The sequence below is a fragment of the Nostoc sp. DedQUE05 genome (genome assembly GCF_034530955.1).
GTDB lineage: Bacteria > Cyanobacteriota > Cyanobacteriia > Cyanobacteriales > Nostocaceae > Nostoc.
The window spans coordinates 56,368-81,594 of the sequence record NZ_JAVRCB010000042.1; the positions used below are offsets into that span (position 1 = coordinate 56,368).

At 43.3% G+C, this 25,227-nt stretch carries 21 protein-coding genes; 10 read left to right on the plus strand and 11 right to left on the minus strand.

The window, feature by feature from the left end; genetic code table 11:
* Nucleotides 1-309 precede the first annotated feature (309 nt).
* The 3 genes from RMZ42_RS26355 (at nucleotide 310) to RMZ42_RS26365 (ending at nucleotide 4,172) form a co-directional block, all read left to right on the plus strand.
* Entirely contained in the window at nucleotides 310-1,188 is an 879-nt protein-coding gene (locus tag RMZ42_RS26355; protein ID WP_322674193.1) for an NAD(P)H-binding protein, read from the plus strand.
* Nucleotides 1,189-1,480: 292 nt separating this feature from the next.
* Nucleotides 1,481-3,136, plus strand: a complete 1,656-nt coding sequence (locus tag RMZ42_RS26360; RefSeq protein ID WP_322674194.1) for a B12-binding domain-containing radical SAM protein — start codon at nucleotides 1,481-1,483, stop codon at nucleotides 3,134-3,136.
* Between the two features lie 226 nt (nucleotides 3,137-3,362).
* Nucleotides 3,363-4,172: an SDR family NAD(P)-dependent oxidoreductase gene (locus tag RMZ42_RS26365; protein WP_322674195.1), complete on the plus strand. Its 810-nt coding sequence runs from the start codon at nucleotides 3,363-3,365 to the stop codon at nucleotides 4,170-4,172.
* Between the two features lie 100 nt (nucleotides 4,173-4,272).
* Here RMZ42_RS26365 and RMZ42_RS26370 read toward each other — a convergent pair whose 3' ends face one another.
* Nucleotides 4,273-4,524, minus strand: a complete 252-nt coding sequence (locus tag RMZ42_RS26370; RefSeq protein ID WP_322674196.1) for a hypothetical protein — start codon at nucleotides 4,522-4,524, stop codon at nucleotides 4,273-4,275.
* A 15-nt stretch (nucleotides 4,525-4,539) separates the two neighbouring features.
* On the opposite strand from RMZ42_RS26370, the gene RMZ42_RS26375 reads away from it, so the two are divergent.
* Together RMZ42_RS26375 and folP are read left to right on the plus strand one after the other, a co-directional pair.
* A complete protein-coding gene (locus RMZ42_RS26375; RefSeq protein WP_322674210.1) occupies nucleotides 4,540-5,355 on the plus strand; it encodes an MBL fold metallo-hydrolase in 816 nt (271 codons plus the stop codon).
* 255 nt (nucleotides 5,356-5,610) lie between these two features.
* Nucleotides 5,611-6,471 carry a dihydropteroate synthase gene (gene folP / locus RMZ42_RS26380; protein WP_322674197.1) on the plus strand — a complete coding sequence of 287 codons (861 nt, stop codon included), beginning with the start codon at nucleotides 5,611-5,613 and terminating at the stop codon, nucleotides 6,469-6,471.
* 3 nt (nucleotides 6,472-6,474) lie between these two features.
* Here folP and RMZ42_RS26385 read toward each other — a convergent pair whose 3' ends face one another.
* Both RMZ42_RS26385 and RMZ42_RS26390 read right to left on the minus strand, forming a co-directional pair.
* Nucleotides 6,475-7,311, minus strand: coding sequence for an SPFH domain-containing protein (locus RMZ42_RS26385; RefSeq protein ID WP_322674198.1), 837 nt, complete (start codon nucleotides 7,309-7,311; stop codon nucleotides 6,475-6,477).
* Nucleotides 7,312-7,346: 35 nt separating this feature from the next.
* Nucleotides 7,347-7,517: a hypothetical protein gene (locus tag RMZ42_RS26390; protein ID WP_322674199.1), complete on the minus strand. Its 171-nt coding sequence runs from the start codon at nucleotides 7,515-7,517 to the stop codon at nucleotides 7,347-7,349.
* A 172-nt stretch (nucleotides 7,518-7,689) separates the two neighbouring features.
* Between RMZ42_RS26390 and RMZ42_RS26395 the strand changes: the two genes are divergently transcribed.
* The gene (locus RMZ42_RS26395; protein ID WP_322674200.1) at nucleotides 7,690-8,034 is read left to right on the plus strand and encodes a hypothetical protein; all 345 of its coding nucleotides are present in this window, start codon (nucleotides 7,690-7,692) and stop codon (nucleotides 8,032-8,034) included.
* 305 nt (nucleotides 8,035-8,339) lie between these two features.
* Nucleotides 8,340-8,519, plus strand: coding sequence for a 30S ribosomal protein S21 (gene rpsU, locus RMZ42_RS26400; RefSeq protein ID WP_069073049.1), 180 nt, complete (start codon nucleotides 8,340-8,342; stop codon nucleotides 8,517-8,519).
* Nucleotides 8,520-8,789: 270 nt separating this feature from the next.
* Here rpsU and pth read toward each other — a convergent pair whose 3' ends face one another.
* The 3 genes from pth to psbH all read right to left on the minus strand — a co-directional run bounded on the left by pth (nucleotide 8,790) and on the right by psbH (nucleotide 10,418).
* Nucleotides 8,790-9,431, minus strand: coding sequence for an aminoacyl-tRNA hydrolase (gene pth, locus RMZ42_RS26405; protein ID WP_322674211.1), 642 nt, complete (start codon nucleotides 9,429-9,431; stop codon nucleotides 8,790-8,792).
* A 369-nt stretch (nucleotides 9,432-9,800) separates the two neighbouring features.
* A complete protein-coding gene (locus RMZ42_RS26410) occupies nucleotides 9,801-10,073 on the minus strand; it encodes a TatA/E family twin arginine-targeting protein translocase (RefSeq protein ID WP_094348881.1) in 273 nt (90 codons plus the stop codon).
* A gap of 141 nt (nucleotides 10,074-10,214) precedes the next feature.
* Complete coding sequence (gene psbH / locus RMZ42_RS26415) at nucleotides 10,215-10,418, minus strand: photosystem II reaction center phosphoprotein PsbH (RefSeq protein WP_322674201.1); 204 nt, start codon at nucleotides 10,416-10,418, stop codon at nucleotides 10,215-10,217.
* A gap of 85 nt (nucleotides 10,419-10,503) precedes the next feature.
* On the opposite strand from psbH, the gene psbN reads away from it, so the two are divergent.
* On the plus strand, nucleotides 10,504-10,635 hold the full coding sequence (psbN, locus tag RMZ42_RS26420; protein ID WP_322674202.1) for a photosystem II reaction center protein PsbN: 132 nt from the start codon (nucleotides 10,504-10,506) through the stop codon (nucleotides 10,633-10,635).
* A 231-nt stretch (nucleotides 10,636-10,866) separates the two neighbouring features.
* On the opposite strand, the gene RMZ42_RS26425 is transcribed toward psbN, so the two are convergent.
* From RMZ42_RS26425 to RMZ42_RS26440, 4 genes are all read right to left on the minus strand, one after another.
* Nucleotides 10,867-11,871 carry a transaldolase gene (locus tag RMZ42_RS26425; protein WP_322674203.1) on the minus strand — a complete coding sequence of 335 codons (1,005 nt, stop codon included), beginning with the start codon at nucleotides 11,869-11,871 and terminating at the stop codon, nucleotides 10,867-10,869.
* A gap of 149 nt (nucleotides 11,872-12,020) precedes the next feature.
* A complete protein-coding gene (gene pyk, locus RMZ42_RS26430) occupies nucleotides 12,021-13,451 on the minus strand; it encodes a pyruvate kinase (protein WP_322674204.1) in 1,431 nt (476 codons plus the stop codon).
* A 279-nt stretch (nucleotides 13,452-13,730) separates the two neighbouring features.
* Nucleotides 13,731-14,774 (minus strand): type I glyceraldehyde-3-phosphate dehydrogenase, encoded by a 1,044-nt coding sequence (gene gap / locus RMZ42_RS26435; RefSeq protein ID WP_322674205.1) that lies wholly within the window; start codon nucleotides 14,772-14,774, stop codon nucleotides 13,731-13,733.
* A 359-nt stretch (nucleotides 14,775-15,133) separates the two neighbouring features.
* Nucleotides 15,134-16,972, minus strand: a complete 1,839-nt coding sequence (locus tag RMZ42_RS26440; RefSeq protein ID WP_322674206.1) for a vWA domain-containing protein — start codon at nucleotides 16,970-16,972, stop codon at nucleotides 15,134-15,136.
* Between the two features lie 250 nt (nucleotides 16,973-17,222).
* Between RMZ42_RS26440 and RMZ42_RS26445 the strand changes: the two genes are divergently transcribed.
* On the plus strand, nucleotides 17,223-17,582 hold the full coding sequence (locus tag RMZ42_RS26445) for a Rieske (2Fe-2S) protein (RefSeq protein WP_322674207.1): 360 nt from the start codon (nucleotides 17,223-17,225) through the stop codon (nucleotides 17,580-17,582).
* A 178-nt stretch (nucleotides 17,583-17,760) separates the two neighbouring features.
* Here the strand turns inward: RMZ42_RS26445 and RMZ42_RS26450 are convergent, their stop codons facing one another.
* Entirely contained in the window at nucleotides 17,761-18,264 is a 504-nt protein-coding gene (locus RMZ42_RS26450) for an Hsp20/alpha crystallin family protein (protein WP_322674208.1), read from the minus strand.
* Between the two features lie 828 nt (nucleotides 18,265-19,092).
* On the opposite strand from RMZ42_RS26450, the gene RMZ42_RS26455 reads away from it, so the two are divergent.
* Nucleotides 19,093-24,909: a PAS domain S-box protein gene (locus RMZ42_RS26455; protein WP_322674212.1), complete on the plus strand. Its 5,817-nt coding sequence runs from the start codon at nucleotides 19,093-19,095 to the stop codon at nucleotides 24,907-24,909.
* Nucleotides 24,910-25,227: the final 318 nt, after the last annotated feature.

Below are 25,227 nucleotides of genomic sequence, written 5' to 3' on the forward strand. Positions count from 1 at the left end.
AAATTTGCATTGCTAGGGTAGATTTTATATTTTACCAGTTAAACATCCCTTCAAATATCACCATGAATCAGGCACAAGGTCAGTAAATCGCAAAGTTTTTCTCAAGGGCTACGCCTGTGCCAATTCAATTACCCGTACATATTAGTTGTAAATAATACTTAAATTTTAATAAAACTTATATTCTTGAAAAGAGTTTCAAAAAATGAAATTATAAGGAATCTACGCCCATCCTAATAATTACCATTAACTTTACCAAAACAAATAGCACTAACCAATTCAAGAACCCTCGCAAACAAAAACGAAATATTTATGAAAGTTATAGTAACAGGTTCGTTAGGAAACATCAGCAAGCCACTGGCAAAGGAGTTAGTGCAAAAAGGTCATACGGTTACGGTTATCAGCAGCAAGCCGGAAAAGCAAAAAGACATTGAAGCTTTGGGCGCCACCGCTGCCATCGGCTCACTGGAAGACGTTAATTTTCTGGTGTCCACCTTTACTGGTGCCGATGCCGTGTATGCTATGGTGCCGCCAAACTACACCGTACCCGATCCAAGAGAGTATTACCAAAGAACTGGCAGCAACTATGCACAAGCCATTCAACAGTCGGGCGTAAAGTGTGTAGTTCATCTCAGCAGTATGGGCGCGAATTTAGATAAAGGCACCGGATTCATCCTCGGTTCTCACGATGTAGAAGGCATTTTGAATGAGCTGTCAGACGTAGCCATTACGCATCTGCGCCCTGGTTACTTCTACTACAATCTCTACAACTTTGTAGATATGATAAAAGGGCTGGGCTTTATTGGCGCAAACTATGGTGGCGACGACAAGCTTGTAATGGTTGCCCCAAGAGATATTGCCGTCGCTGCGGCGGAAGAGATAGAAACATCTGCTATCGGCAAGCAAGTGCGGTATGTGGCAAGTGACGAGCATACGGCCAACGAAACCGCTCACATCTTAGGTGCCGCCATTGGCAAGCCGGATTTAAAATGGGTAATCTTGACCGACGAGCAAACACAAAGCGGTTTGGAAGAGAGTGGAATGTCGGCACATATTGCGGCCAACTTTGTTGAAATGGGCAGCAGCATTCACAGCGGCGCATCGCGGCAGGATTATGAACTGCATAAGCCAATTGCTATGGGCAAAGTAAAGTTGGAAGATTTTGCAAAGGAATTTGCTGCTGCTTTTTAACAAGGAATTTACGCCCATCCTAATAATTACTCTTGACTTCACCAAAATAACTAGCCCTAACCGATTCAAAAACCCTTGAGGAAGTTATTAATTGTTTAGTTTGAAAAAAACTTTGCGATTTACTGAAGGTAAGATTGGGCGATTTATAATCTTTAAGACTTTGTTTTGAGCAAAAATACATTTCTAATTCGTTCTGCCTCCTACCTTTCTTTGGTAAGCTAGTTGGAATTACAGCGAATTATGTCAATAAACTGTCAAATTACCTGCTCAGTTTTCCAGGGTGAAATTTGCGATGACTGTGAATTTAAAGTCTTTAGAGAACCAAATTAATGTAGCGGACAATTCTAAAACCGCTTCTGTCACTCAAGGAACCCGCTACGTTCCTTTGCACCATCGACGCATTCTGTGTATTTTTCCTAAGTACAGCCGTTCTTTTGGTACTTTTCATCACGCTTACCCACTTATGGGTAGTGTTCGGGCTTTTATGCCACCCCAAGGTATTTTAATTGTGGCTGCTTACTTACCTAAAGAGTGGGAAGTGCGGTTTATTGATGAAAATGTCAAATCAGCAAGTAGGGCTGATTATCAATGGGCTGATGTGGTGATTGTGAGTGGAATGCATATCCAAAAACCACAGATTAATCAAATTAACGAACTTGCCCATCGAGCGGGGAAAATTACCGTTGTCGGCGGGCCTTCGGTATCTGGGTGTCCAGAATATTATCCTGATTTTGACATTTTACACTTGGGCGAATTGGGAGATGCTAGCGATCGCATGATCGAATATCTAGACCAAAACCTCGAACGTCCGCAACAACAAATTCGCTTTGAAACCAAGGAACGCCTACCCTTAACAGAGTTTCCCACCCCAGCTTATCATTTGCTGAATATCAATGATTATTTCCTAGCAAATGTGCAGTTTTCTAGTGGCTGCCCTTATCACTGCGAGTTTTGCGATATTCCCGAACTCTATGGCAACAGTCCTCGGATGAAAACACCAGAGCAAGTAGTCGCGGAGTTAGATGCAATGCGACAATCAGGCAATTTGGGGGCAGTGTATTTTGTCGATGATAACTTTGTTGGCGATCGCCGCGCCGCCATGAAGTTACTTCCTCATCTGATTGACTGGCAAAAACGCAATGGCTATCCTATCCAGTTTGCCTGTGAAGCAACGCTCAACCTAGCTCAAAGTCCAAAGCTGTTGGAAATGATGCGTGAAGCTTATTTCTGCACAATCTTTTGCGGTATCGAAACACCAGAACCAAATGCCCTTCATGCGATTTCCAAAGACCAAAATCTGAGTATGCCAATCTTAAAAGCGATTCAGGTTTTAAATAGTTATGGCATGGAAGTAGTATCAGGAATCATTATTGGGTTAGATACTGATACACCAGAAACAGCAGACCGAATTCTCGAATTTATTCGGGCATCGCAAATTCCCATGTTGACAATTAACCTGCTTCATGCGTTACCGAGAACTCCATTATGGCGGAGATTAGAAGCAGAAGGACGACTTGTCTATGATGAAAGCCGGGAATCAAATGTTGAATTTTTGATGCCTTACGAACAAGTTGTTGAGATGTGGCGGCGCTGCATTACAACCGCTTATGAGCCAGAATTTTTATATCAGCGATTTGCCTACAATATGGAACACACCTATCCAAATCGCATCGAAGTTCCTAACAGTCCATCTCGCACTTCTGGGGCTAATATTCGCAAGGGTTTAACTTATTTAACCAATATTTTGCTGCGGATAGGCTTATTTAGTAACTATCGCCAGACTTTCTGGAAAATGGCCAAGCCAGCACTAAAAGCAGGTAATATTGAAAACTTGGTTCACGTTGGACTTGTCGGACATCATTTAATTAAGTTTGCCCAAGATTGCGCCAAAAATGAAGAATCGGCTTCATTTTATTCCCAAAAAATCGTTACGAAAGTTCGTAGCTAAGGTAACACTTAAAATAAGTTTTGAGAGCCTGAAAATCTGTTAGAGGTATATACAGAACTGTAAAAAAGTAACCTTGAAGATACACTCGCGATACTTCCTTAGAAAGACGCGATCGCACTGCCACCTGCCTAAAATTGTAAGGGTTGAAAGCCCACAGTCCATGCAATTATTTGGTAGCGATAAAACCATCGCCAGCGAGTGTGGAGCAGTTACATAGGAATTTTAGATGGTTATGAACAGTTCAGTGACCCGACCTTTGGCTGTCGTGACAGGTGCCTCTAACGGCATCGGTTATGAACTTGCAAAACAGTTTGCTCAAAACGGCTTCGATCTCCTAGTTACAGCCACCGGATCGAGCATTGACGAAGCGGCTCAAGCTTTTGAGGGGCTGGGTGCTAAAGTTGAGACGGTGCAAGCCGATCTGGCTAGCTATGACGGTGTTGAGACACTCTATAACCAGATTAAGGCGACTGGGCGACCAGTAGATGCGATCGCGATCAACGCAGGTGTTGGTGTCGGGGGTGATTTCGCCCGTGAAACCGACCTAAAGGACGAACTCAATCTGATCGATCTAAATGTCGTATCCTCTGTACATCTTGCTAAACGGGTGGTAAAGGATATGGTTGAGCTTGGCAAGGGTCGAATCCTTTTCACATCGTCGATTGCTGCCCTGATGCCCGGCCCGTTTGAGACAGTTTATGCTGCCTCTAAGGCTTTTGTGCATTCCTTTTCGGAGGGGTTACGTAACGAATTGAAAGACACAGGCGTTACCGTCACCGCCCTTATGCCGGGGCCAACTGATACCAACTTCTTCCACCGCGCGGGTATGGACGACACAAAAGTGGGCACAGATCAAAAGGACGATCCGGCTGAGGTCGCCAAGCAGGGTTTTGAAGCTTTGATGGCAGGTAAGGATCACATCATCGCCGGTTCTCTCAAAACGAAGCTTCTGGCGAATGTTAGTAAGGTTTTACCTGATACAGTCAGTGCTGAACAGCATCGCAAGCTCAGTGAGCCGGGGTCAGGCAACAAGTAATTTGCACCTAGTCAAGACTCATTTTAAGCGTTCTAAAAAATAAATTATCCCAAATTATTTGCACATCTGTAGGGGCGCACAGCTGTGCATTGCTGTCAACTTAAGCTGAAAGCTTTTTCAAATCTCGTTTCCAGCCTCTGGGCTGGAAATGCACTTCAATTGGGCTGCTGCCGCCAGCAAGGGAGGCGGAGCCTCTAGGACGGCATTCCCAGTCGGAGCAGGGGAACGAGACAATATCTAAAAGCTGGTTATAGGCTGACTTTAACGTCAAGTTGACACCAATGCACAGATGTGCATCCATACTCACTTTGACAGTCAAAGTCGTAACGGAGGATTCATGCAAATTCATCATCTCAACTGCGGCTGTATGTGCCCGATTGGTGGGGCCCTCTTCGATGGCTTCAGTCGCGGCCCGAAAGCTCACCTCGTCTGCCACTGTCTGCTGATCGAGACAGAGCAGGGACTTGTTCTGATTGATACCGGCTTTGGACTGCGCGATATCAACTCCCCTTACTCCCGCCTCAGCCCGTTCTTCATTCATTTCAATGGCATCCAGTTTGATAAAAAATACACAGCAGTCGATCAAATTGAAAAGTTGGGATTTTCCGCGCGAGATGTGCGTCATATTGTGCTTACCCACCTTGATTTCGATCATGCCGGTGGTCTGGAAGATTTCCCAGAAGCAACGGTACACGTAATGCAGACTGAGATGGAAACCGCCCAGGATCGGGGCGGCTTCATTGCCAAAAGGCGCTATCGTCCAGAACAGTGGGATGAGGTTAAGCACTGGAAGTATTATTCGGCGGGAGGCGAACCTTGGTTCGGTTTTGAAGCAGTACGTAACCTCGACGGACTACCGCCAGAGATTCTCCTCATTCCCCTTGTTGGTCACACGCGGGGTCATGCTGGTATCGCCGTAAATACACCAGAGGGTTGGCTTTTGCACGCAGGTGATGCCTATTTTTATCGGCACGAGATGGACTCAGCCAAAAAAAGCTGCACGCCAGGTTTACGCGCCTACCAATGGATGATGGAAGTGGATCGTCAGGCTCGATTGCTCAATCAAGATCGGCTACGCGCATTATCAAGCGATCGCAATAAAGATGTACGCTTGTTCTGTAGTCATGATGCTGTCGAGTTCAAAGCATTCGCTGACCAATCTAGTACAACACGGCGGAAATAAACTAATCATTCCAAATCAATGAAAGCTTGGTTATAGCGATTCCCAGTTAAGTGAGGTACAGATAATATTTTGAAACGCAGAGGGACGCAAAGTAAAGCGCAGAGGTACGCAGAGATTTTTCGCTCAGACGGCAGATTCGTTGGGTGCGTGGTAAACGAGTTTCTCGTCCTTGGGGTTATCTAGGACTAATTTTTACCTATGGTGTCGTCACCAGCTTGTTGCTGCTGATTGCCACTAATGGTTCAATATAAGGTTATGCCAAAAAACTTGATAATTCGAGAACGCTGTTTCAATTGGGGACAGCGGACTTATTTGATGGGCATTTTAAATGTAACGCCCGATAGCTTTAGTGATGGAGGTGAGTTTAACACTTCCTCTACCGCTTTAGTACAGGCGCAAGCACTGGTGGCTGCTGGTGCTGACATCATTGATGTGGGCGGTCAATCAACTCGACCAGGGGCAAAGCAAATAACTCTGGTGGAGGAACTTGACCGAGTACTATCAGTATTACAGGTGTTAAGACCAAAGATTTCAGTCCCGATTTCTGTAGATACAACCCGTGCTGCTGTAGCCAAGGCATCTGTAGAAGCTGGGGCGGATATTATTAATGATATTTCTGGCGGCACTTTTGACTCAGAAATGTTGGCAACAGTCGCAAACTTAGGTGTGCCGATGATTTTAATGCACATCCGGGGAACACCACAGACAATGCAACAACAGACTGATTATCAAGATTTGCTTGGTGAAATTTATAGTTTTTTGGCTCGGCAAATTGAGGCAGCAACTACTGCGGGCATTGACCTGGAAAAAATTATTATCGATCCTGGTATTGGTTTTGCTAAAAACTATGAGCAAAATTTAGAAATTTTTCGCGGCTTGCGATCGCTCGCACCACTCAACTGTCCTATCTTGGTAGGAGCATCTCGTAAAAGTTTCATTGGTCGCATTTTAAATCAACCAGATCCCAAAGCACGAGTTTGGGGTACGGCAGCAGCTTGTTGTGCTGCTATTTTTAATGGTGCTGATATCCTCCGAGTTCACGATGTTCAAGAAATGCGCGATGTTTCATTAGTCGCCGATGCCCTATCAAGACAAGCCGTACAGCATAACTCTTAAGTATTACTCTTCTTCGTTTTTTCTGCCATTACCTTCATGATTTACTGACTCGGCTATCAACTCCTGAAACATTTCACTTGAGTTAGCCGGGTCTACAAAGACAATTTTGGCATTACTGCTCTCACCAAGTTTTTGGCTAGCATCGACGTAATCTTGAGCCACAAGATACCGCAAAATATCCCTACTGTCGGGATTGGAACGTAGAGCTTGAGAAATGATTTGCACTGAAGCCATAGTTCCTTCTGCTTTTTTAATCGCAGCTTCTTTTTCCCCTTCTGCTTCGGTAATCAGTGCCCGTTTTTTGATGACGGCGGCTTGTTCTTCTTCCCTAGACTTTCGGACACTTTCAGGTAGAGTAATTCTCTGAATATCTAATCGGAGAATCTCAACTCCCCAATCTGCCGTTACATGATTCAACTGATCTAAGATAGCTGAGTCCATCTCTGCTCTAGAGACGTTGGTCTGCTCTAGGGTATTTTGGGCAATGATTTCTCGGAGCGTAGTTGTGGTTATCTGTGTCAACGATCCTTGCAGATCCTCAATCGCGTAAAAGCTTCTCTCAATATCTCGAATACGCCAGTATACAATAGCATCCACTTCTACGTAAATATTATCTTGGGTGATCACATTCTGAGGTTTAATGTCTGTAAACTGCTCTCGTGTAGTATCTTCCATGACAATCTGATCTACCAAGGGAACAATAAAATTCAGCCCCGGCTTAAGTTTTCGATGATACCGCCCTAAGCGTTCGACTAAGGCTTCATTTCCTTGATTAATCAGTTTTGCAGAACCTAATGCATAACCTATAAGGGCTAAAACTATAGCAATAATTGGCTCCATGTATGCTCCTATTAAACTTTGGGGAGAATTTAATGTCAAAGATATGCTACTAGCTTGTCATATCTTTGAGTTTTATGTTTTGAGTCTGTAATTTTATCAACACCAGCAGCGATGTTGAGTCGCTGCAAGTTTTGTACATATTCTCTAAGTGAGACTGTTTTGCGGAATGCGATCGCTATTAAAGCACCTTGATAAAACCCTGGCAAGGACTAATTGATGTAATCAACATTACTTGTACTGGCATTTTCAGACTGCCAGGAATTTTATTCAGTATATTTACGTAAAAAAATCATATTCAGGTAAAAATTTGGCAAGATATAAAAACCCCACTATAATCGGATAAAAATTAGCTTGGGCTATTAAAAACATCAAAATATTATGGGTAGATTGTTAATCAAACTTATAGGTTTAATTCTACTTTTCACAGGATTATACTTTTTTGGTCAAAACATCATATTTGTTAGTGGTTACTATTCATATTTTTACCGTAGCTTGCCGGCTACAGCTTCAGTTTTAGCAACAATGACAGGTATATTTGCATTAGTCTTTTTTCAAAGAGAAACTGGTAACTTAGGATGGATTTTTCTAGGCATTGGTATAGTACTAGTTTTCTTAAGCGGTGGAGTTATTTTACAGCCAACTAGCTTATGGAATTTCATAGTTGCTTTTACAGCATTAGCCGCTGGATATAAATTACTAAATGAGGGCAGAATCAACTTTTAAAATCTGTAAATATAGTCAGATTGGCTCATCTACCTTAGTAGCTAAGATTACATTATTCGCTAGTTCATAGTACAGCCAGAAAAATTTAGTATTATAATTTTCCCATCTTCTCCATTGCTTCTGAGAGTGCATTAGGGCACTTAGATTAACTTTTAGTTAAGTAACGATTTTACGAGATAGAAGTACACATAACCCGCGTCAACCGGACGAATAGCCTCTTAATTGTGACTTTAGCTCAGAGGGGTTTTACTAAGGTTGAGGGTAATATTAGAATGGAAACTATTGATGATGAGGAAAAGGGAAGAATGACCCAGGTGGTTCTAGGAGAGAACGAAGGAATAGACTCAGCTTTGCGTCGGTTTAAACGCCAGGTTTCCAAAGCTGGGATATTAGCTGATGTAAAATATCATCGGCACTTTGAAACACCAATAGAAAAACGCAAACGTAAGGCAGTGGCAGCTAGACGCACAAGACGTTTTAAATAAACCTATTTGGTGTGATATCGGCGTTGCTTGAGGTTATGACCGAAAACAGGCAATAGCGCTTGCGCCATCATTCATACAAACATTAAGCAAAGTCTGCCGCACCGCTAATTAGGGTGTAAATAAGTTACTTTTCCTATACGTAGAGCGCGTTAGAGACTTTATCTTGGTTAGATGGAGCAAGCTAAAATCGCTGCCCATCAACCAAAATAAGCGCCTTTAAACATCGGTTAGCTTTCTTTAATCAGCTGATAGGATAGTATTCATCCAGCCCTAAGACTCAGAATTATTAATTGTGCGGCTATTACAAACATTCATCGCCTTTTCTACTCCCTGCTTGAGACTTAGTTCAATACACTCAACTACGAACTGAAGTACAAGAGACATCTGCTGATTTTCGGCAGCGGAAAATCGCCCTAGCACATGAGAGATAGCACCAGAATCATCGTTATTAGCTGCATCTTTGGGTTTACCAATACCGATTCGCAAACGGGGAAAGTTTTGGGTACTAAGATGTGCGATCGCACTTTTCATACCGTTATGTCCCCCAGCCGAACCAGATAAGCGCAAACGAGTTTTTCCCAAGGGCAAATCCATATCGTCATAAATCACCAACACTGACTCAGGCGGCAATTTATACCAACTTGTCACCGCTTGTATTGCTTGTCCTGAGCGATTCATATAAGTTAACGGTTTCAACAAGCGAATTTTACCTCCACCTGGGGCCATACCCTCGCCATACTCACCTTGAAACTTGCGGTTTTCTGTTAAGGAAATGCGCCAAGAACGAGAGAGAGTTTCTAAAGCAGCAAAACCGATATTATGGCGTGTTTGGTCGTACTTAGCTTCTGGATTCCCTAACCCGACGATTAGTTGTGGAATTACCAAAGCTGGTTGCGTAACAGCTTCTGTCATTTTGTCTACAGTCAATTGATATTCATCACTCTTCTAGTAGTACGCCTTGGCAACTTGGCGGGGTAAAGGGGCAGGGGTAAAGGGTAAAGGTTTTTTATCCCTTACCATGAGTCCCTTTACCCTTTACCCAACCTCCACCTAACATTTTTGAGTTGCCAGACTACTAGTAATGAAGGGTTTGTAGTAAGCACTAAAGTGCTTAGGGATTGCCAAGAAATAAATTATCCAATCTTGTGGGGTGGGCGTCTCGCCCGCCCTTAGTTATGGGCGGACAAGATGTCCACCCCACAAGAAAAATTGTATGTTTTTTTATTTGGAAGTCCCTTAGAAAATAAGGACTAAAGTCCTTACTACGAACTTGACAAACTACTAGCTAGGTTGGGAAGAACTAGCGGTATCCTGCTCAGATTTAGCAGGGTGGATTTGCTTAGGTTCCAATTCAGCAGTAGTCTGTACAACTTCTTCTAACTGTTCTGCTTCTTTTTGAAACTCGTTTTGAAACTCCTTGGAAGCTTCTTGGAAACTACGAATTGTTTTGCCCACACTTCGACCGATCTCTGGTAGCTTCTTTGGGCCAAAGATTAACAGCGCTACTACCATAATTACAGCCATTTCTGGCAGACCAATACCAAATATATTCATTTTTTGTCTCCTGTAAACTCTAAAACCACTACAGAAATTCACATATATAGTTAGTCTAGTCGGAAATCGCAACTCACAAAAAAACCCGGAAAAACCGGGTGTAACTTAACTTGTTATCCAAACTCGCTCGCTGTGTATGTGTTAGCGTCCTAAACTGCGCCAATCGACAAATACATCCTGAACCAACAGTGTTTTATTGTAAAGTTGCAGAATAATCAGCAGAAACACGAAAAATAGCCCTATAAAAACAGCCATTACAGGGGTAGTACCCCAACCTGGAGCCACTTTTCCATACTCAGAGTTCAGTGGTTTCAGGATATCTCCCAACCTAGTCCTTTGTGCCATAGTTCACCTAAGATTACTTGCCAAAGCTTTTTTTAATCTTCTGTAATATTCTATAAGAATAGCACTCATCATCTATCTCTCAATTATGGAACCCGCAATAGTTCTTAGCATTTCTGTGGCTGCCGTGGTGATTGCCATCACAGGAATTTCGATTTATACCTCCTTTGGTCCTCCTAGCAAGGAATTGAACGATCCGTTTGATGACCACGAGGATTAAAAGAGTCATATCATGTCCGCAGCGTAAATTTTTGATGCGATGTCTACGACGGACTACGCCTACGTAGACAAGCATTGCTGTTGCTTGTCGGAGTTTTCTCGATGAGCGACTGGCGTGTGGAATGAAATGACTATGGCAATCATAACTAAATTACCCAGAGATCGTATTTGAAGTGCGTTACGGCTTAAGCCGTAACGCACACTACTTTGGATGTTTTTTAATTGGAAATCCCTAATGGCTTGCCACTACCTGTCCTTCCAGGCAAACTAGTCGGTCTGCCAAAAGTTTCTCAAGGTCTTCTAGTGCCTTGGTGAAACCTTTAATACCTTCGTCTAGTTTGTCAGTTGCCATGCGGTCAGCAGCGTGCATCTTGTCATAGCTGGCTTTGTCAATGGATATCTTTTCGATTGACAAGTTTGCTACTTTCGCAGGGTCAAGTTTACGTGGTAGTTCTCCAATGGTTGCTTGCAATTCAGCCAAAAGCGACGGCGAAATGGTCAGCAAATCACTACCTGCAAGTTCAGTAATTTCACCAACGTTACGGAAACTAGCTCCCATAACTTCGGTTTTATAGCCAAATTTCTTGTAGTAGTTGTAGATTTTGGTGACAGACAAAACACCTGGATCTTCGGCTGCTGGGTAGCTATCGCGTCCGGTATCTTTTTTGTACCAGTCGAGAATCCGACCGACGAAGGGAGAAATTAAGGTAATGCCAGCTTCTGCACAGGCGATCGCTTGGTGAAGACCAAATAACAAGGTAAGGTTACAGTGAATACCTTCTTTTTCGAGAATTTCCGCAGCGCGAATACCTTCCCAAGTGCTGGCAATTTTAATTAAAACGCGATCGCGGCCAATTCCAGCAGCTTTATACTGGGCAATTAATTCCCGTGCCTTAGTTACAGTAGCTTCGGTATCGTAAGACAAGCGAGCATCCACTTCTGTAGATACACGACCGGGAATGATTTGCAAAATCTTTAATCCAAAGGCAACTGCCAAACGGTCAAAAGCCAGAGAAACTATCTGTGCTTGGGCGGCTCCGGCTCCAGCATCTTTCTGGGCTTGGAGTAAAGTTTGATCGACAATTTCCTGATATTCTGGCATTTGTGCCGCAGCAGTAATCAGCGAAGGATTGGTGGTAGCGTCTTGGGGTTTGAACTTTTCAATTGCCTGGATATCCCCTGTATCTGCGACTACAACAGTCACTTGTCGCAATTGTTCCAGTAAATTCTTAGACATAAAATACTCCGTGATGTTTGTTACAGGATTTACTTATTCCCCAGTTCTTTACACTCTTTACTCTTCCTTCAATTCTGATTCTGGCAATTTTTCTTGATCGTTGCCCAATTTTGCTTACTATCTTGTGCCACAGCCTTATTCTAAGTGCCTTATGCCGAAATTGGCTGTCCAATGGAATGCACTTTGATTAAACTAGTTGTTCCTGATTTACCAATTGGAACACCAGAGGTAATTACTACTTTATCGCCCTTATTCGCTAAACCCATGTCTACAACTGTGTTTACCACATTGGTAAACATCTCTTCAGCATTGTGGACTGGCGGGATCAGCAAAGCCTCCACACCCCAAGAAAGTGCTAATTGGCGGTAAGCGGTGATGTCGGAGGTCAGGGCAATAATCGGAGAAGTCGGCCGATATTTAGAAACCATTCTCGCCGTACTTCCTGATGTAGTGTTACAGAGAATTGCCCGTGAGCCTGTTTCATAGGCGATACGACAGACGGATTCTGCCACAGATTCGGTAACGCTCAGACTGCCTGCTTCATGACACCAAGCATTTTTGCTACCCTCATCTAAAGCCTGTTCTGTCCGCACGGCGATGTTGTGCATCATCTGGACGGCGGCGACGGGATATTGTCCGACAGCTGTTTCACCAGAAAGCATTACCGCGTCTGTTCCATCCAAGATCGAGTTAGCAACATCGGTTGCTTCGGCGCGGGTGGGATCGGGGGCGCTAATCATTGACTCTAGCATTTGGGTGGCTGTAATCACTGGCTTGCCAGCACGATTGCAACGGCGAATAATATCTTTTTGAATTAGGGGTACTTCGTGAATTGGCACTTCCACCCCTAAATCGCCACGGGCAATCATAATTGCGTCGGCAACCTTCAGAATAGAGTCAAAGTTTTCTACTGCCTCCGCTCTTTCGATTTTGGCAATTAAGCGAATCGAAGCGCCAGCAGCTTCAATCATCCGCTTGGCGGGTTCTAAGTCTTGTGGCGATCGCACGAAGGACACCGCCACCCAGTCTACACCCAACTGAATCCCAAAACGCAAATCCAGCAAGTCTTTTTCGGTGATCGAACTTACAGGTAAAGGAGTTTGAGGCAGGTTTACTCCCTTGTGCGTAGAAATTAGCCCGCCAATTTTAACTTGTGCCCGAATGCGATCGGCATCGCGATCGGTAACTATCAACTTGACACGACCATCATTAATCAAAATCGGTTCGCCTGGTCGCACCATTGCAAACAAAGTCGGTAATGGTAAGGGTAGTTCGTCGATACTCTCACCCTTTTCTTGCAAAACAAAAGTAACTTCAGTACCAGCTTCTAAATTTAACCCTTCTGGTGGTAAAGTTCCCAAACGAATTTTCGGGCCACATAGGTCTTGCATAATGGCGATCGGCTTTTGCAGTTCAGTACTAATCTGCCTGAGATAGTGAGCCGTTTGGGCGTGAAATTCATAAGCTCCGTGGGAAAAATTCAGCCGTGCCACATTCATTCCAGCTTTTACCAAGGATTGCAGCTTTTCAGGTGCAGATGTAGCTGGGCCAACAGTACAAATGATTTTGGTTCGACGCATAGGGATTGGGGGTTGAGGAGTAACCTGCAAATTTGGATGCTTTGAGCGTAGGCGTAGCCCGCACTTCGACAAGCTCAGTGACCATCGTAGACATCGCACAAAACATCCAAATTCACACGTGCTTCATATCACTGGTTTGCTAAATAAAAATACTAGATTCCGTTTTATTTTCGGAGTATTTACCATTTGACCCAAATCCCAAAAGTCCCTAGTCAAGAGTCAGCAGTCAAAAGCTAATGACCAATGACCAATGACTAATGACTAATGACTAATGACTAATCAAACCACAGCCACTGTCGGTGCGAGTTGTTCCTTCTGTGACATAGACAACATCAAGTCAATCACGCGATTTGAGTAACCCCACTCGTTGTCATACCAGGCAATTACCTTGAAGAAGTTGGAATTCAACTCAATCCCAGCACCTGCGTCGAAGATACTGGAATGGGTATCGCCTTGAAAATCTGTGGAAACTACTTCTTCATCTGTGTAACCCAAGATACCCTTTAATGACCCTGCGGCAGCCTCCTTCATAGCAGCACGGATTTCTTGATAACTGGTGTCTTTGGCTGTTTTGAAAGTTAAATCAACTACGGAGACATCGGGAGTCGGAACTCGTAATGCCATCCCAGTTAACCTGCCCTTCAATTCTGGTAAAACCAATGCTACGGCTTTCGCTGCGCCTGTGGAGGAGGGAATAATATTTTGGGATGCACCTCGACCACCCCGCCAGTCTTTCTTGCTAGGGCCGTCTACAGTTGGCTGAGTCGCAGTCATGGCATGGACTGTGGTCATCAACCCTTCAGTCAACCCAAAGTTGTCATTAATGACCTTAGCGATGGGAGCTAAACAGTTTGTAGTACAGCTAGCATTGGAGACAATGATATCCTTACCAGGGTCAAATAGGTGATGATTGACACCCATTAACAGGGTAGTAACTCTATCTGGATCTTTGGTGGGAGCGGAAATTACCACTCGCTTTGCACCTGCCTTCAGGTGGTTTGCAGCTCCTTCATAGTCAGTGAAGAGTCCGGTAGCTTCCACGACATAATCTGCACCTAATTTCCCCCAAGGTAACTCTGCTGGATTCCTAACTGACACACAAGGAATGAAATGTTCGTCAATCAGGATGCCGTCTTCCTTGGCTTCAACCTTGTGCTTTAATTGACCGTGGGTTGAGTCGTACTTTAATAGGTAAGCGAGATTATCTGGTGGTACTAGGTCGTTAATACCCACAAACTCAATGTTGGGATTATCGATGCCAGCGCGAAGTACAAGTCGCCCGATTCGACCGAAGCCGTTGATACCAACTTTCAATTTAGTCAAGATTAAACCTCCCGTTGTGGAAGTTGAACAAAAGGAGAAAGTTAAAAGTCAAAATAGATTGCCTTTTACTCTTTACTCTTTGATCCTGACAGTCTCAGTCGGCTAAGGCATATTTACTTGGCATATTTTAAGGATTGGGCATGGGGCATTGGGTATTGGGCATTGGGCATTGGGCATTGGGCATTGGGTATTGGAAAGAGGACTTGGAGACAAGGAGAATTGGGGACAAGGGGAAAGACTTGTTGTAAGTTCTAAACTTTTGTCACCTTGTCCCCTTGTCCCCTTGCTTCCCCTGCTCCGTGCCTTCCCCTGCTCCGTGCCCCTCTGCTCCCCTGCTCCCCTGCTCCCCGCTCCTCAATTCAAGTGGGTTGGACAAATCGCTTAATTTCACCACAGGCAATATAAGATTTGCCATCTGGTGCGGTTTTGACTTCATCAACGACGTAAAGCATTCCTTCCTCGCGCACCGATCGCGGAAAACGCATATTCCAATCCGGTTCATATCCGTCGGAAACCACTCTAGCACGTAGTTTGCTGCCATCTTTGACACACTGAACTAAAATGCTATCCCCGACGCTGTCAGTTATGGGCAGATCGGCAGCACTGGCAGGGCCTTTGGAAGCTTTACCTGTGTTAGCTCGATTGGATTGTCTAGGGGCAACGAAGATATCTGTTTCACCGGGTTGAGCAAAACGGGTGATTTTACCACGTACCCGATAGAAAGTAGCATCGCTTGAGAGTTCCAATCCTTCAACGACATAGCGCGCCCCTTCGGCACGAATGGCACGAGGAAACTGGATGTTCTTGGTTGAATCGTAGCCTTCAGACATGACCTTGACCCGCAGTTTACCCCCTTCACGAACGCAGTGCAATTCAACACCTGAACCGACTTCATTCACAATGGGCATGGCGTACACTTCATCGCCAGTAGTGACACCGCGACCCACCAAATCGCTGCGATTGCGCGTCATCGTCTGGTAAGTCTGATCCCGCATCTCTTTCCGTCCGGCATTGCCTAAAGCTTTTTGAGCAATCCGACTGGCGAAATATTCAAGCTGATCGATTTCTTCAGCAATTTCAAAATTCTCATTCAACCCTTTATCTCGCAAATCTTTCACAAGCGATCGCAGGGTTTGTTCAGCTTCCTGATGCTTGCTATGTTCAGCGAGATTAAGGGCAGTCTCTTTGGCCTTAGCAATGGTAAGGCGACTCAGTTCCAGAATTATATGGCTTGTAGCAGCAAAAGCTGCTTCCTCAACAGTGCCAACTTTGGCGACGACATCGACCGTACCTGAAACGCTTTGAATGCGGTCATCTTGCACAACATCGGCGCTGTAATGCAGTTTCATCACAGGTAAATCACCAACTTGAGCGCTTGATATCCCCAGACTCAAACCGAGAAGTTTGTCCTCATCCTCGTAAAGCTCTCCTAAGGTGATGACAGCTTGACTGGCGTCATTCTGGCTAACTTTAGCCAGACTTAAGGTATCAACCAGGCTGACACCATCTGCCAATTCAAGTGTCACCTTGAGGTTCTGTCCCACTACTGCTCTTAAACTATCTAGCTCAATACTAAACACTTCAGTTGCTTCATCGATGCTTTGAATGAAGTAGAAGTTGCCTGTGGCTGCCCTTGCCATTCCAATCAGCAAGTCTTCGTTGAAACCTTGAGCAAAACCTAACGTAGTTGTGATAATACCTTCTTCAGCTTTTTGCCCTGCTGTCGCCGTCAGGATTTTGGGGTCTTGAATGCCCATATTGGCGTGACCATCGGTAAGCAGGAGAACACGGTTGATTTTTTGGGGATCGAGTCGCGTCTTCACGTGTTCGCAGCCTTTGAGCCATCCCCCCGATAAGTTGGTAATACCGCCTGCTCTCACTTTGCGGATGGAATTTTTCAGTGCGGCTTTGTTAGTCACAGACTGGGGTGGCACAACGCTATCCACTTCATCGTCGTAAACAACTACTGAGAGAATGTCATCTGGCTCAAGTCGCTCTACCACAGACTCAGCAGCTTTGAGTGCGTGATGCAAGGGAGCGCCTGCCATAGAGCCGGAACGGTCAATTACAAGCGAAAGGTTAAGGTTACGTCGAGGAGATTTAGCTATGTCGGCACGAAAACGTAGCAAAATATTTGTCTTTAATGAAGATCCGGCGGCGAGGATAGACTGGTCAAATTCGTAACTTGTCTTAATCATTTTTTATATTCCTCAAAATTGTATTTTTCAGCTATAAGCCTTGTGATACATAGATAGTAAGCGCTTTATTTAGTTTACCCAGAAATAATTTTATTCAGTATAAAGCTGGAATTTTTTGTAAAATTTTATAGTTTTAGAATCTTAGACAAAGCCCGTTGTAGACATTCTCGGCTCTCCGGTATTGAAAGGCGATCGCACTGGTCACTATTGCGGGAAACTGTAAGCAGATATATTAAGAGAGGAGAACCTAATGAGTTGGACGAAAGTTCTTGCAGTCGAAGCACTTTCCCCTGGTGCGCGAGAAGTGGTGAAAGTTGGCAACCGGAAAATTCTGCTTTTGAATCACGAAAATCAGCTTTATGCTGTAGATAACAACTGTCCCCACTTAAAATTACCGTTGAAAAGTGGGAAAATTACTGAAAGTGGAGCAATAGTTTGTACCTTTCATCGCAGTGCTTTTGACTTGCGGACTGGTGAGGTACAAGGATGGTGTGCCTGGCCACCTGGTGTAGGTAAAGTGCTCTCGTTGGTTTCACAACAAAAAGCATTGCCAGTATTTCCAGTTCGTGTTGAAGAAGGCAGTATCTGGGTTGATGTGCAAGAGGAATAGCACCCTCTCCCTGAATTTACTGAAACAGTGCTAAATAAAAAAAGAAAAACCCCAGCTAAACTCATTTGCTGGGGTTTCTATCAAAATTTACCTATTCCAGAGAGATAGGAATCATTGAATGAGAAAATAGAACATCTTCTCAAGCAGTTGGAACACTTTGCTGTGATGTTATGTTGGGTTAGTTGTTGCCATTGCCAGCTTCTATAGAAGCTGTAGCACTTTGAGATTGTCCTAAATTCACTTTAAAGACTTTGCTTTGTTCTTGCTCTAGTTTGGGTAAATTCAAAATTAAAATCCCATCTTTCAAGTCTGCCTTAACTTTTTGATTCTGAACTTTGGTTGGCAGAGGAATTACTCTAGCGAACTTGCCATACCGGAATTCCGAATGAACTTTAGCGTTAGATTGGGAATGTTTTTCGTAACGATGCTCACCAGCTATCGAAACTGCATCTTGAGTAACTTGAATATCCAAGTCTTTAGCTTCCAGACCTGGAATCTCAACTCTTAATAGCAACTCTGAACCATTATCATGTAATTCAACCGCAGGAACCCACGCTGTTCTCGGTGATGCAGAAATCTCGGAGTTATCGCGCTCGGCTGCTGTAAGCTCAGAGAATAGTTGATCCATTTGACGACGCAGAATTTCCATTTCACGGAATGGTTCCCAACGAATGAGTGCCATATTTTAATCTCTCCTTAACTTTCTAATTCAATCTTGGGTAATCAAACAAAGTTTTAGAGGTGTTTTTTAGAGAGGAGTTTTATTTGCTTTGTTTCTTCTCTCTAGTAAGTAATTTAATAAAAGAAGAATCTCAAAATAGTTGGGTAAACCGTACAGCCATAGGTTGGATTTACCGTATCAAACAAAAAAAGGATGAAAAGCTTGAGAATATTGAATGTCAAAGAAGTAGGCGATCGTAAATTAAACTATATTATGTAATGTAAATTTAATTAAATTCGCTTGTAGCCAGAAGCTCTAGCCCGATCTCAGGGTTAGATTGACAGAGACGCTGGACGTAGCTTGCCGTATGAAGACTTGCTAACGCTTTTGGCGTTTCCCTAAGGCGAAGGGCTACGGTGTGGATACAAGTAGAAAAAAGCTCGATTTCCCATTGTTCTCAGATTTATCTCGTTCTCATACAGAGCATGGCAATGGCTGATTAGCGGCTGCTGTCTCCAGTTAGACATTGAGTCAGAGACTCAATGAATGCATTCCCAGTTGGAGACTGGGAACGAGTCAAGCCCGATCAATCCAGATTTTTAGGACTTGTATGTACACCGTAGCTATTGGCTATTTGGGATTATTCGGATTTAATTAAGTAATGAAGCGGACATGATATAAACAGTTATCCTGGTTTATCTGCAACTTTTATATACACCTAGCGCTGAAGTATGCTTGTAAGCGACGATGATTTTATTTACAATTTGGTGACAGAGTTTTGCTTTCTGATTTCATGCTCAGTTTTATTCCAGAAATTCTTTCTGATTGAAAATTAACTTAGTAACTGATATGGATGCTCAAAAAATAAAAATTTTATTAGTTGATGACAACTTAGAGAATTTACATTTTTTATCAGACATCCTTCAACACCAAGGTTATCAGGTAGAAAGTGTGATTTCTGGGCAATTGGCAATCAAGACAGCACTCGTTTCTCCCCCGGATTTGCTTTTGCTAAATGTTCTCATTATCGACAAGGATGATTATCAAGTATGTCAAGATTTGAAAGTTAACGATAAAACTCAAGATATTCCGATAATTATTTTCGGAATTTTCGATGATTTTTTGGAAAAGATAAGCGTCTTCAATTTAGGCGATGTTGACTATATTACTCAACCATTCAAAACTAAAGAAGTTTTATTACGCGTCCAAAATCAACTCAATGTCCAAAGATTGAAAAAACAGTTAAAAGAAAAAAATGCCCAACTGCAACAGGAAATTCAAGAGCGTCAACGGCTTACAGTTGAGTTAAATATTTGCAACAGACAAATAGAAGATATTTTTAAAGAAATTCCCGTTAGCATTAGCAAAGCCTTTTGTAGAGAAGTTTATCAAAGCGAACGCCTGGTAGTCGAAGCCGCCCTGAAGAAGAGTGAAAGTCAGTATCGGCTTTTAGTGGAGACATCCCAGGACGCGATCTGGTCGGTGGACATTGATGGACTAATTACCTTTGTCAATCCAGCAGTCAAGCAGATTTATGGCTACGAACCGCAAGAAATGATCGGGCGTGCCTTAATTGATTTCATCTCACCGACACAAATTGCTCAAGATAAAGTAGCTTTTGAGCGTGTTCTTCAGGGAAAGTCTATCTTTCAGCATGAAACTACCTGTGTCGCTAAAGATGGTACTTTACTTTATCTAATGTTGAATGCGATCGCATTACGCAACGAAGACGGTCAAGTTATAGGCATGACGGGCACTGCTAGTAATATTACGCAGCGTCGAGGTGTGGAAAAATTACTCCAAGAAAGCGCGATTAAGCTCCGCAATCATAATCTCGTGCTCACACAATTGGCACAAAATCAAATACTTTATCAGGGTGATTTGAAAGCAGCCTTGGGTAAAATCACAGAAACAGCTGTCAAAAATATTGGCGTAGAAAGAGCTAGTGTCTGGCTGTATGACGCAACAGATATAAAAATCCAGTGTTTCGATCTATTTGAGGGCAGTCGCAATCAACATAGCGAAGGACTTTTCTTATCAGTGGCAGACTATCCAATTTATTTTGCAGCTTTGCAGCAAAACCAATCAATCGCCGCAGATGATGCTCATACCGATCCCAGAATTAAAGAATTTTCTGCCTCTTACTCAAAATTAAACATCACCTCTATCCTCGATACACCTATTAGGCTGGAGGGAAAGACCGTAGGAGTTTTATGTCTGGAAGCAGTGGAAGTTACGCATTATTGGACGCTAGAAGACCAAAATTTCGCTCGCTCTCTGAGCAATTTAGTATCCTTGGTATTGGAGGCAAAAGAACGCCAACGCGCAGAAGCAGCACGACGGGCTTCTGAAGAAAAGTTAGCATCAGCTTTCCGGTCATCTCCCGATCCAATTGCCTTAATTACTGTTCAGGGCAAACGCTACATCGAAGTAAACGACAGCTTTTGTCGGTTTTTTGGTTATTCTCGCTCTCAAGCGATTGATCGCACCGATAAAGAATTGCATATTTGGGTGAATCCAGAAGAATATAATTTTCTTACCCACATTCTGCAACAAGCAAAAGCCATCCGCAACTATGAAATTGATGTCTGCACTTCAACAGGAGAAATTAAAACAACACTGTTGAGTGCAGAAATGATCGAGATTGATGGGCAATGGTACGTACTAGGAACCACCAAAGATATTACTGAACGCAAGCAGGCAGAAAATGAAAGCCGTTTGTTGCTGTTGACAACCCAAGCTATCACTCGCGCTAGCGATGTCAACAGCGCCTTAGCAGTGGTCTTGCGCTTAATTTGTCACACCATTGGCTGGGATTTTGGTGAAGCCTGGATACCTAACGAAGATGGGACTGTTTTAAAACACAGTTTAAGCTGGTACGGGGAACAAAGCAGCTTAAAAGAATTCTGCCAGCAAAGCCAAACTTTGAAATTTGCTCTGGGAGTGGGATTACCAGGAAGAGTTTGGCAAAGTCAAGAACCAGAATGGATAGAAGATGTTTCTAAAGTTACACAACCAGTTTTCTTGCGATCGCCACAAGCCGCAAAGGTAGGATTAAAAGCTGGTTTTGGTGTTCCCATCCTGGCTGGGAACCAAGTATTAGCTGTTTTAGTGTTTTTTAAACGTAGCTCAGTATTGGTAGATCGGCGTTTGCTCTTGCTAGTCAGTGCTGTTGCGGCTCAATTGGGTGGGTTGATTGAGCGCAAAACTTTAGAACAAGAATTAGCGCTCAGAGAAGCTCGTCTCAATGCCTTTTTTAGCAGCGCTCCCGTTGGCATGAATATTGTAGATAAACAGCTGCGATTTGTGCAAATTAACCAACTGTTAGCGGAGATTAATGGACTACCCCAGCAAGCTCATATTGGCAAGACCATCCATGAAGTTTTACCCAACATCGCTCCTTTAGTAGAACCAATTTATCAACAAGTTCTGATAACTGGTCAACCGATTATTAATCAAGAATTAAGCAGCACATCAATCAAACAACCAGATATTATCCGCCACTTCTTAGCTTCTTATTTTCCGATTGTTGGTGAAAGCGATCGCCCCTCTGGTGTTGGCACAGTTTTAGTAGAAATTAGCGAACTACATGCAGCCCTACGCGAACGCAAACACGTCGAACAAGAACTGCGTTTAGTCAACGAACGCCTACAATATCTGCTCACCTCTAGCCCTGTAGTCATTTATAGCAGCAAAACCTCAGATGATTTTAGCATTACTTTTATCAGTGAAAACGTTAAAGAAATGGTAGGCTATGAAGCGCAAAAATTTATCGGTAACTCCAGTTTTTGGCTCGATCGCGTCCATCCACAAGATATTGAACCGATCTCGGAAAAATTTTCCCACCTTATTAAGCAGGAGTACATTTCTTATGAATACCGGTGGTTACACGCTGACAGAACTTATCACTGGTTCTACGAAGAGATGAGGTTAATTCGTGACGAAGCGAATTCCCCGATCGAATGGGTTGGTTATTGGGCAGACATTAACGATCGCAAATTGGCACAACTAGCTTTGCAATCAGGTCAGCAACGATATCAACTTCTGGCAGAAGCTTCACCAGCTTGTATCTTTCATACTGATGTGGATGGCAATGTTTTATATTTTAATCAACGCTGGAGTGAAATTACTGGATATAGTTTAGAAAGTTCTCTGGGAACACATTGGGCAAATGCCGTACATCCAGACGACCGCGAGCAGCTATTGTTGGCATGGAATCAAGCAACAGGTGCTAAGTCAACCTATAAATACGAACATCGTTTTTTGCATGATGATAGTACAGTTGTCTGGGTAATTTGTCATGCTTTGCCAGAATTTAGAGATGATGGAGAAATTAAGGGCTACATCGGTACAATTACAGATATTACCGAGAGAAAATTGGCAGAAGAAGCTTTGCGTGAGAGTGCAGAGCGAGAAAGAGCGATCGCGCAAGTGATTCAAAGAATGCGCCAAACACTGGATTTAGAGACGATATTTGCAGCGACAACCGAAGAATTACGCCAAGTACTCAACTGCGATCGGGTTGTTGTCTATCGTTTCAATCCTAACTGGAATGGCGAATTTGTTTCTGAATCGGTGGGTAACGGTTGGATTTCTCTCATAGAAGAACATAACAATGACCCTCATCTCACAGAAGGTGTTTTACAAGATGGGCGTTGTCTTGCGAAAATTTTGGATAGCGCCGATAATCAGGTGGAATATCCCGATCTGCAAGTAACCCCAGGTGCAAGTTTCATCTGTGTCCCAGACATTTACAACGCTGATTTTCATTCTGCTTATATCAACCTTTTAGAGCGCTTTCAGGCTAAAGCCTATATTATTGTTCCGATTTTACACGGTAGTCAGCTTTGGGGATTGCTGGCGAGTTATCAAAATTCCGATTCCCGCCAATGGAAACCAGGAGAAATCAATATCGTAGTTCAAATTGGCAATCAGTTGGGTGTTGCTTTACAGCAGGCACAATTGCTAGCGCAAACTCAAAGGCAGTCACAAGCATTGCAAGAAGCTGTGATCGTTGCTGATGCTGCTAATCGTGCCAAAAGCGAATTCCTGGCCAACATGAGTCACGAACTGCGTACTCCACTTAACGCCATCCTCGGTTTTACCCAAGTCATGAGCCACGATCGTGATTTATCAACTGAACATCAGCAAAATTTAGCAATCATCAATCGTGCTGGCGAACATCTCCTGAATTTAATCAACGACATTTTGGAAATGTCTAAAATCGAAGCTGGCAGAATAACCTTAAATCTCAACAGTTTTGACTTAATTCGCCTTTTAGAAAACCTCGAAGAAATGTTACGCTTCCGCGCCACCTCCAAAGGATTGGAATTAGTCTTTGAATATACATCTCACCTTCCCCAATACATCCAAGTTGACGAAAGTAAACTGCGTCAAGTCTTACTTAACCTCCTGGGAAATGCAATCAAATTTACCGATACTGGCAGGGTGACACTGCGGGTGGGGATGGGGAGTGGGGACTGGGGAGTAGCAGAGGCAGGGGAGCAGGGGAGCAGGGGAGTAGGTGAGCAGGGGAGCAGAGGAGAAGGAGAAGTAGTAGTAAGTCTTTCCCCTCAGCGCCTCAGCCCCTTTGCACCTCTGCCCAATGCCCAATGCCCAATGCCCAATACTTCGACTTCGCTCAGTACAAGTGCCCAATGCCCAATGCCCAATGCCCAATTCCTAACCTTTGAGATTCAAGATACTGGCCGCGGTATTGCCCCACAAGAAATTGATTTGCTCTTTGAAGCTTTTGGGCAAACTGAAACCGGAAGAAAATCGCAACAGGGAACAGGACTAGGTTTAGCAATTAGCCGCAAATATGTGCAACTAATGGGAGGAGATATTAGCGTCACCAGCACTATTGGCGAGGGAAGTAAATTTACTTTTGATATTCAAATTGGTCTAGCCATAGCCAGCGAAATCCAGATTGAACAAACTAGACCCCAAGTTATTAGTTTAGCGCCTGCTCAAAGTGAATACCGTATTTTAGTGGTTGATGATTCCACAGACAGCCGTTTAGTGCTAATGAAAATTCTCACATCTATCGGTTTTGCAGTCCAAGAAGCAATAAATGGCATTGAAGCGATCGCACTTTGGCAGACATGGCAACCACATCTGATCTTAATGGATATGCGGATGCCAATTATGGACGGCTACGAAGCTACAAAAGTTATTAAAACTAGAGAAGAAACCTCAATCCAAAATACCAAATCCCAAATTCCAAATTGGAAGACAATTATTATTGCTTTAACTGCTAATGCTTTCGAGGAACAACGAGAAGCAATAATCAAAGCGGGTTGCGATGATTATATTAACAAGCCTTTCCGCGAGGAAGAATTACTAGAAAAGTTGAGCGAATATTTGGGAGTTCAATATATTTACCAAGAAGAAAGCTATCAGCTAACAAACCTAAAGCAACAAAGGCCAAAATCAATATTGACGCTTACAGATTTAGTGAATCTATTATCTGAAATGTCCCCTGAATGGGTGAAACAGTTATATACTGCCGCAGCTCAATGTAGTGATGACCTGATTTTAGAATTAATTGAGCAAATCCCTTCAGAAAATGCTGTACTGCAAAATTTTATCAAGAATTTAGCCCATGATTTTCAGTTTGAGAAAATTATGGAATTGACGAGTATTGCAGGAATATTATCTAGTTAATACAAATTGATTTACTAGTAAGTAAGTTTGTAATCAGGACTTTAGTCATTCATTTTCTAAGAAACCATTTATAAAGTAAATCTTTAGCAAACGCTCAATCAGTGGATTGACTTAGCCGGCTGTCTCGCCCATCCCTGCTTCCTAAATAAGCTAAAACACATCTAATTTGCAGATGAAAATTTTCTCAATATCTTGTGGGGTGGACCGAAAAGCCCGCCCTGATTATGCAACTTGAATGCTGATTAGCTTATTAGACCTGAATCCTTAGCTCGACTTTATCCATTTTTGGCTACGGGTCATCACAAATGTAGGCGATCG

Excerpts from the sequence above, each read along its gene's own strand:
- RMZ42_RS26355 (WP_322674193.1), top strand. The coding sequence starts at position 310 with ATGAAAGTTATAGTAACAGGTTCGTTAGGAAACATCAGCAAGCCACTG.
- RMZ42_RS26360 (WP_322674194.1), top strand. The coding sequence starts at position 1,481 with ATGACTGTGAATTTAAAGTCTTTAGAGAACCAAATTAATGTAGCGGAC.
- RMZ42_RS26365 (WP_322674195.1), top strand. The coding sequence starts at position 3,363 with ATGGTTATGAACAGTTCAGTGACCCGACCTTTGGCTGTCGTGACAGGT.
- RMZ42_RS26370 (WP_322674196.1), bottom strand. The coding sequence starts at position 4,524 with ATGATGAATTTGCATGAATCCTCCGTTACGACTTTGACTGTCAAAGTG.
- RMZ42_RS26375 (WP_322674210.1), top strand. The coding sequence starts at position 4,540 with ATGTGCCCGATTGGTGGGGCCCTCTTCGATGGCTTCAGTCGCGGCCCG.
- folP (WP_322674197.1), top strand. The coding sequence starts at position 5,611 with ATGCCAAAAAACTTGATAATTCGAGAACGCTGTTTCAATTGGGGACAG.
- RMZ42_RS26385 (WP_322674198.1), bottom strand. The coding sequence starts at position 7,311 with ATGGAGCCAATTATTGCTATAGTTTTAGCCCTTATAGGTTATGCATTA.
- RMZ42_RS26395 (WP_322674200.1), top strand. The coding sequence starts at position 7,690 with ATGGGTAGATTGTTAATCAAACTTATAGGTTTAATTCTACTTTTCACA.
- rpsU (WP_069073049.1), top strand. The coding sequence starts at position 8,340 with ATGACCCAGGTGGTTCTAGGAGAGAACGAAGGAATAGACTCAGCTTTG.
- pth (WP_322674211.1), bottom strand. The coding sequence starts at position 9,431 with ATGACAGAAGCTGTTACGCAACCAGCTTTGGTAATTCCACAACTAATC.
- RMZ42_RS26410 (WP_094348881.1), bottom strand. The coding sequence starts at position 10,073 with ATGAATATATTTGGTATTGGTCTGCCAGAAATGGCTGTAATTATGGTA.
- psbH (WP_322674201.1), bottom strand. The coding sequence starts at position 10,418 with ATGGCACAAAGGACTAGGTTGGGAGATATCCTGAAACCACTGAACTCT.
- psbN (WP_322674202.1), top strand. The coding sequence starts at position 10,504 with ATGGAACCCGCAATAGTTCTTAGCATTTCTGTGGCTGCCGTGGTGATT.
- RMZ42_RS26425 (WP_322674203.1), bottom strand. The coding sequence starts at position 11,871 with ATGTCTAAGAATTTACTGGAACAATTGCGACAAGTGACTGTTGTAGTC.
- pyk (WP_322674204.1), bottom strand. The coding sequence starts at position 13,451 with ATGCGTCGAACCAAAATCATTTGTACTGTTGGCCCAGCTACATCTGCA.
- RMZ42_RS26440 (WP_322674206.1), bottom strand. The coding sequence starts at position 16,972 with ATGATTAAGACAAGTTACGAATTTGACCAGTCTATCCTCGCCGCCGGA.
- RMZ42_RS26445 (WP_322674207.1), top strand. The coding sequence starts at position 17,223 with ATGAGTTGGACGAAAGTTCTTGCAGTCGAAGCACTTTCCCCTGGTGCG.
- RMZ42_RS26450 (WP_322674208.1), bottom strand. The coding sequence starts at position 18,264 with ATGGCACTCATTCGTTGGGAACCATTCCGTGAAATGGAAATTCTGCGT.
- RMZ42_RS26455 (WP_322674212.1), top strand. The coding sequence starts at position 19,093 with ATGGATGCTCAAAAAATAAAAATTTTATTAGTTGATGACAACTTAGAG.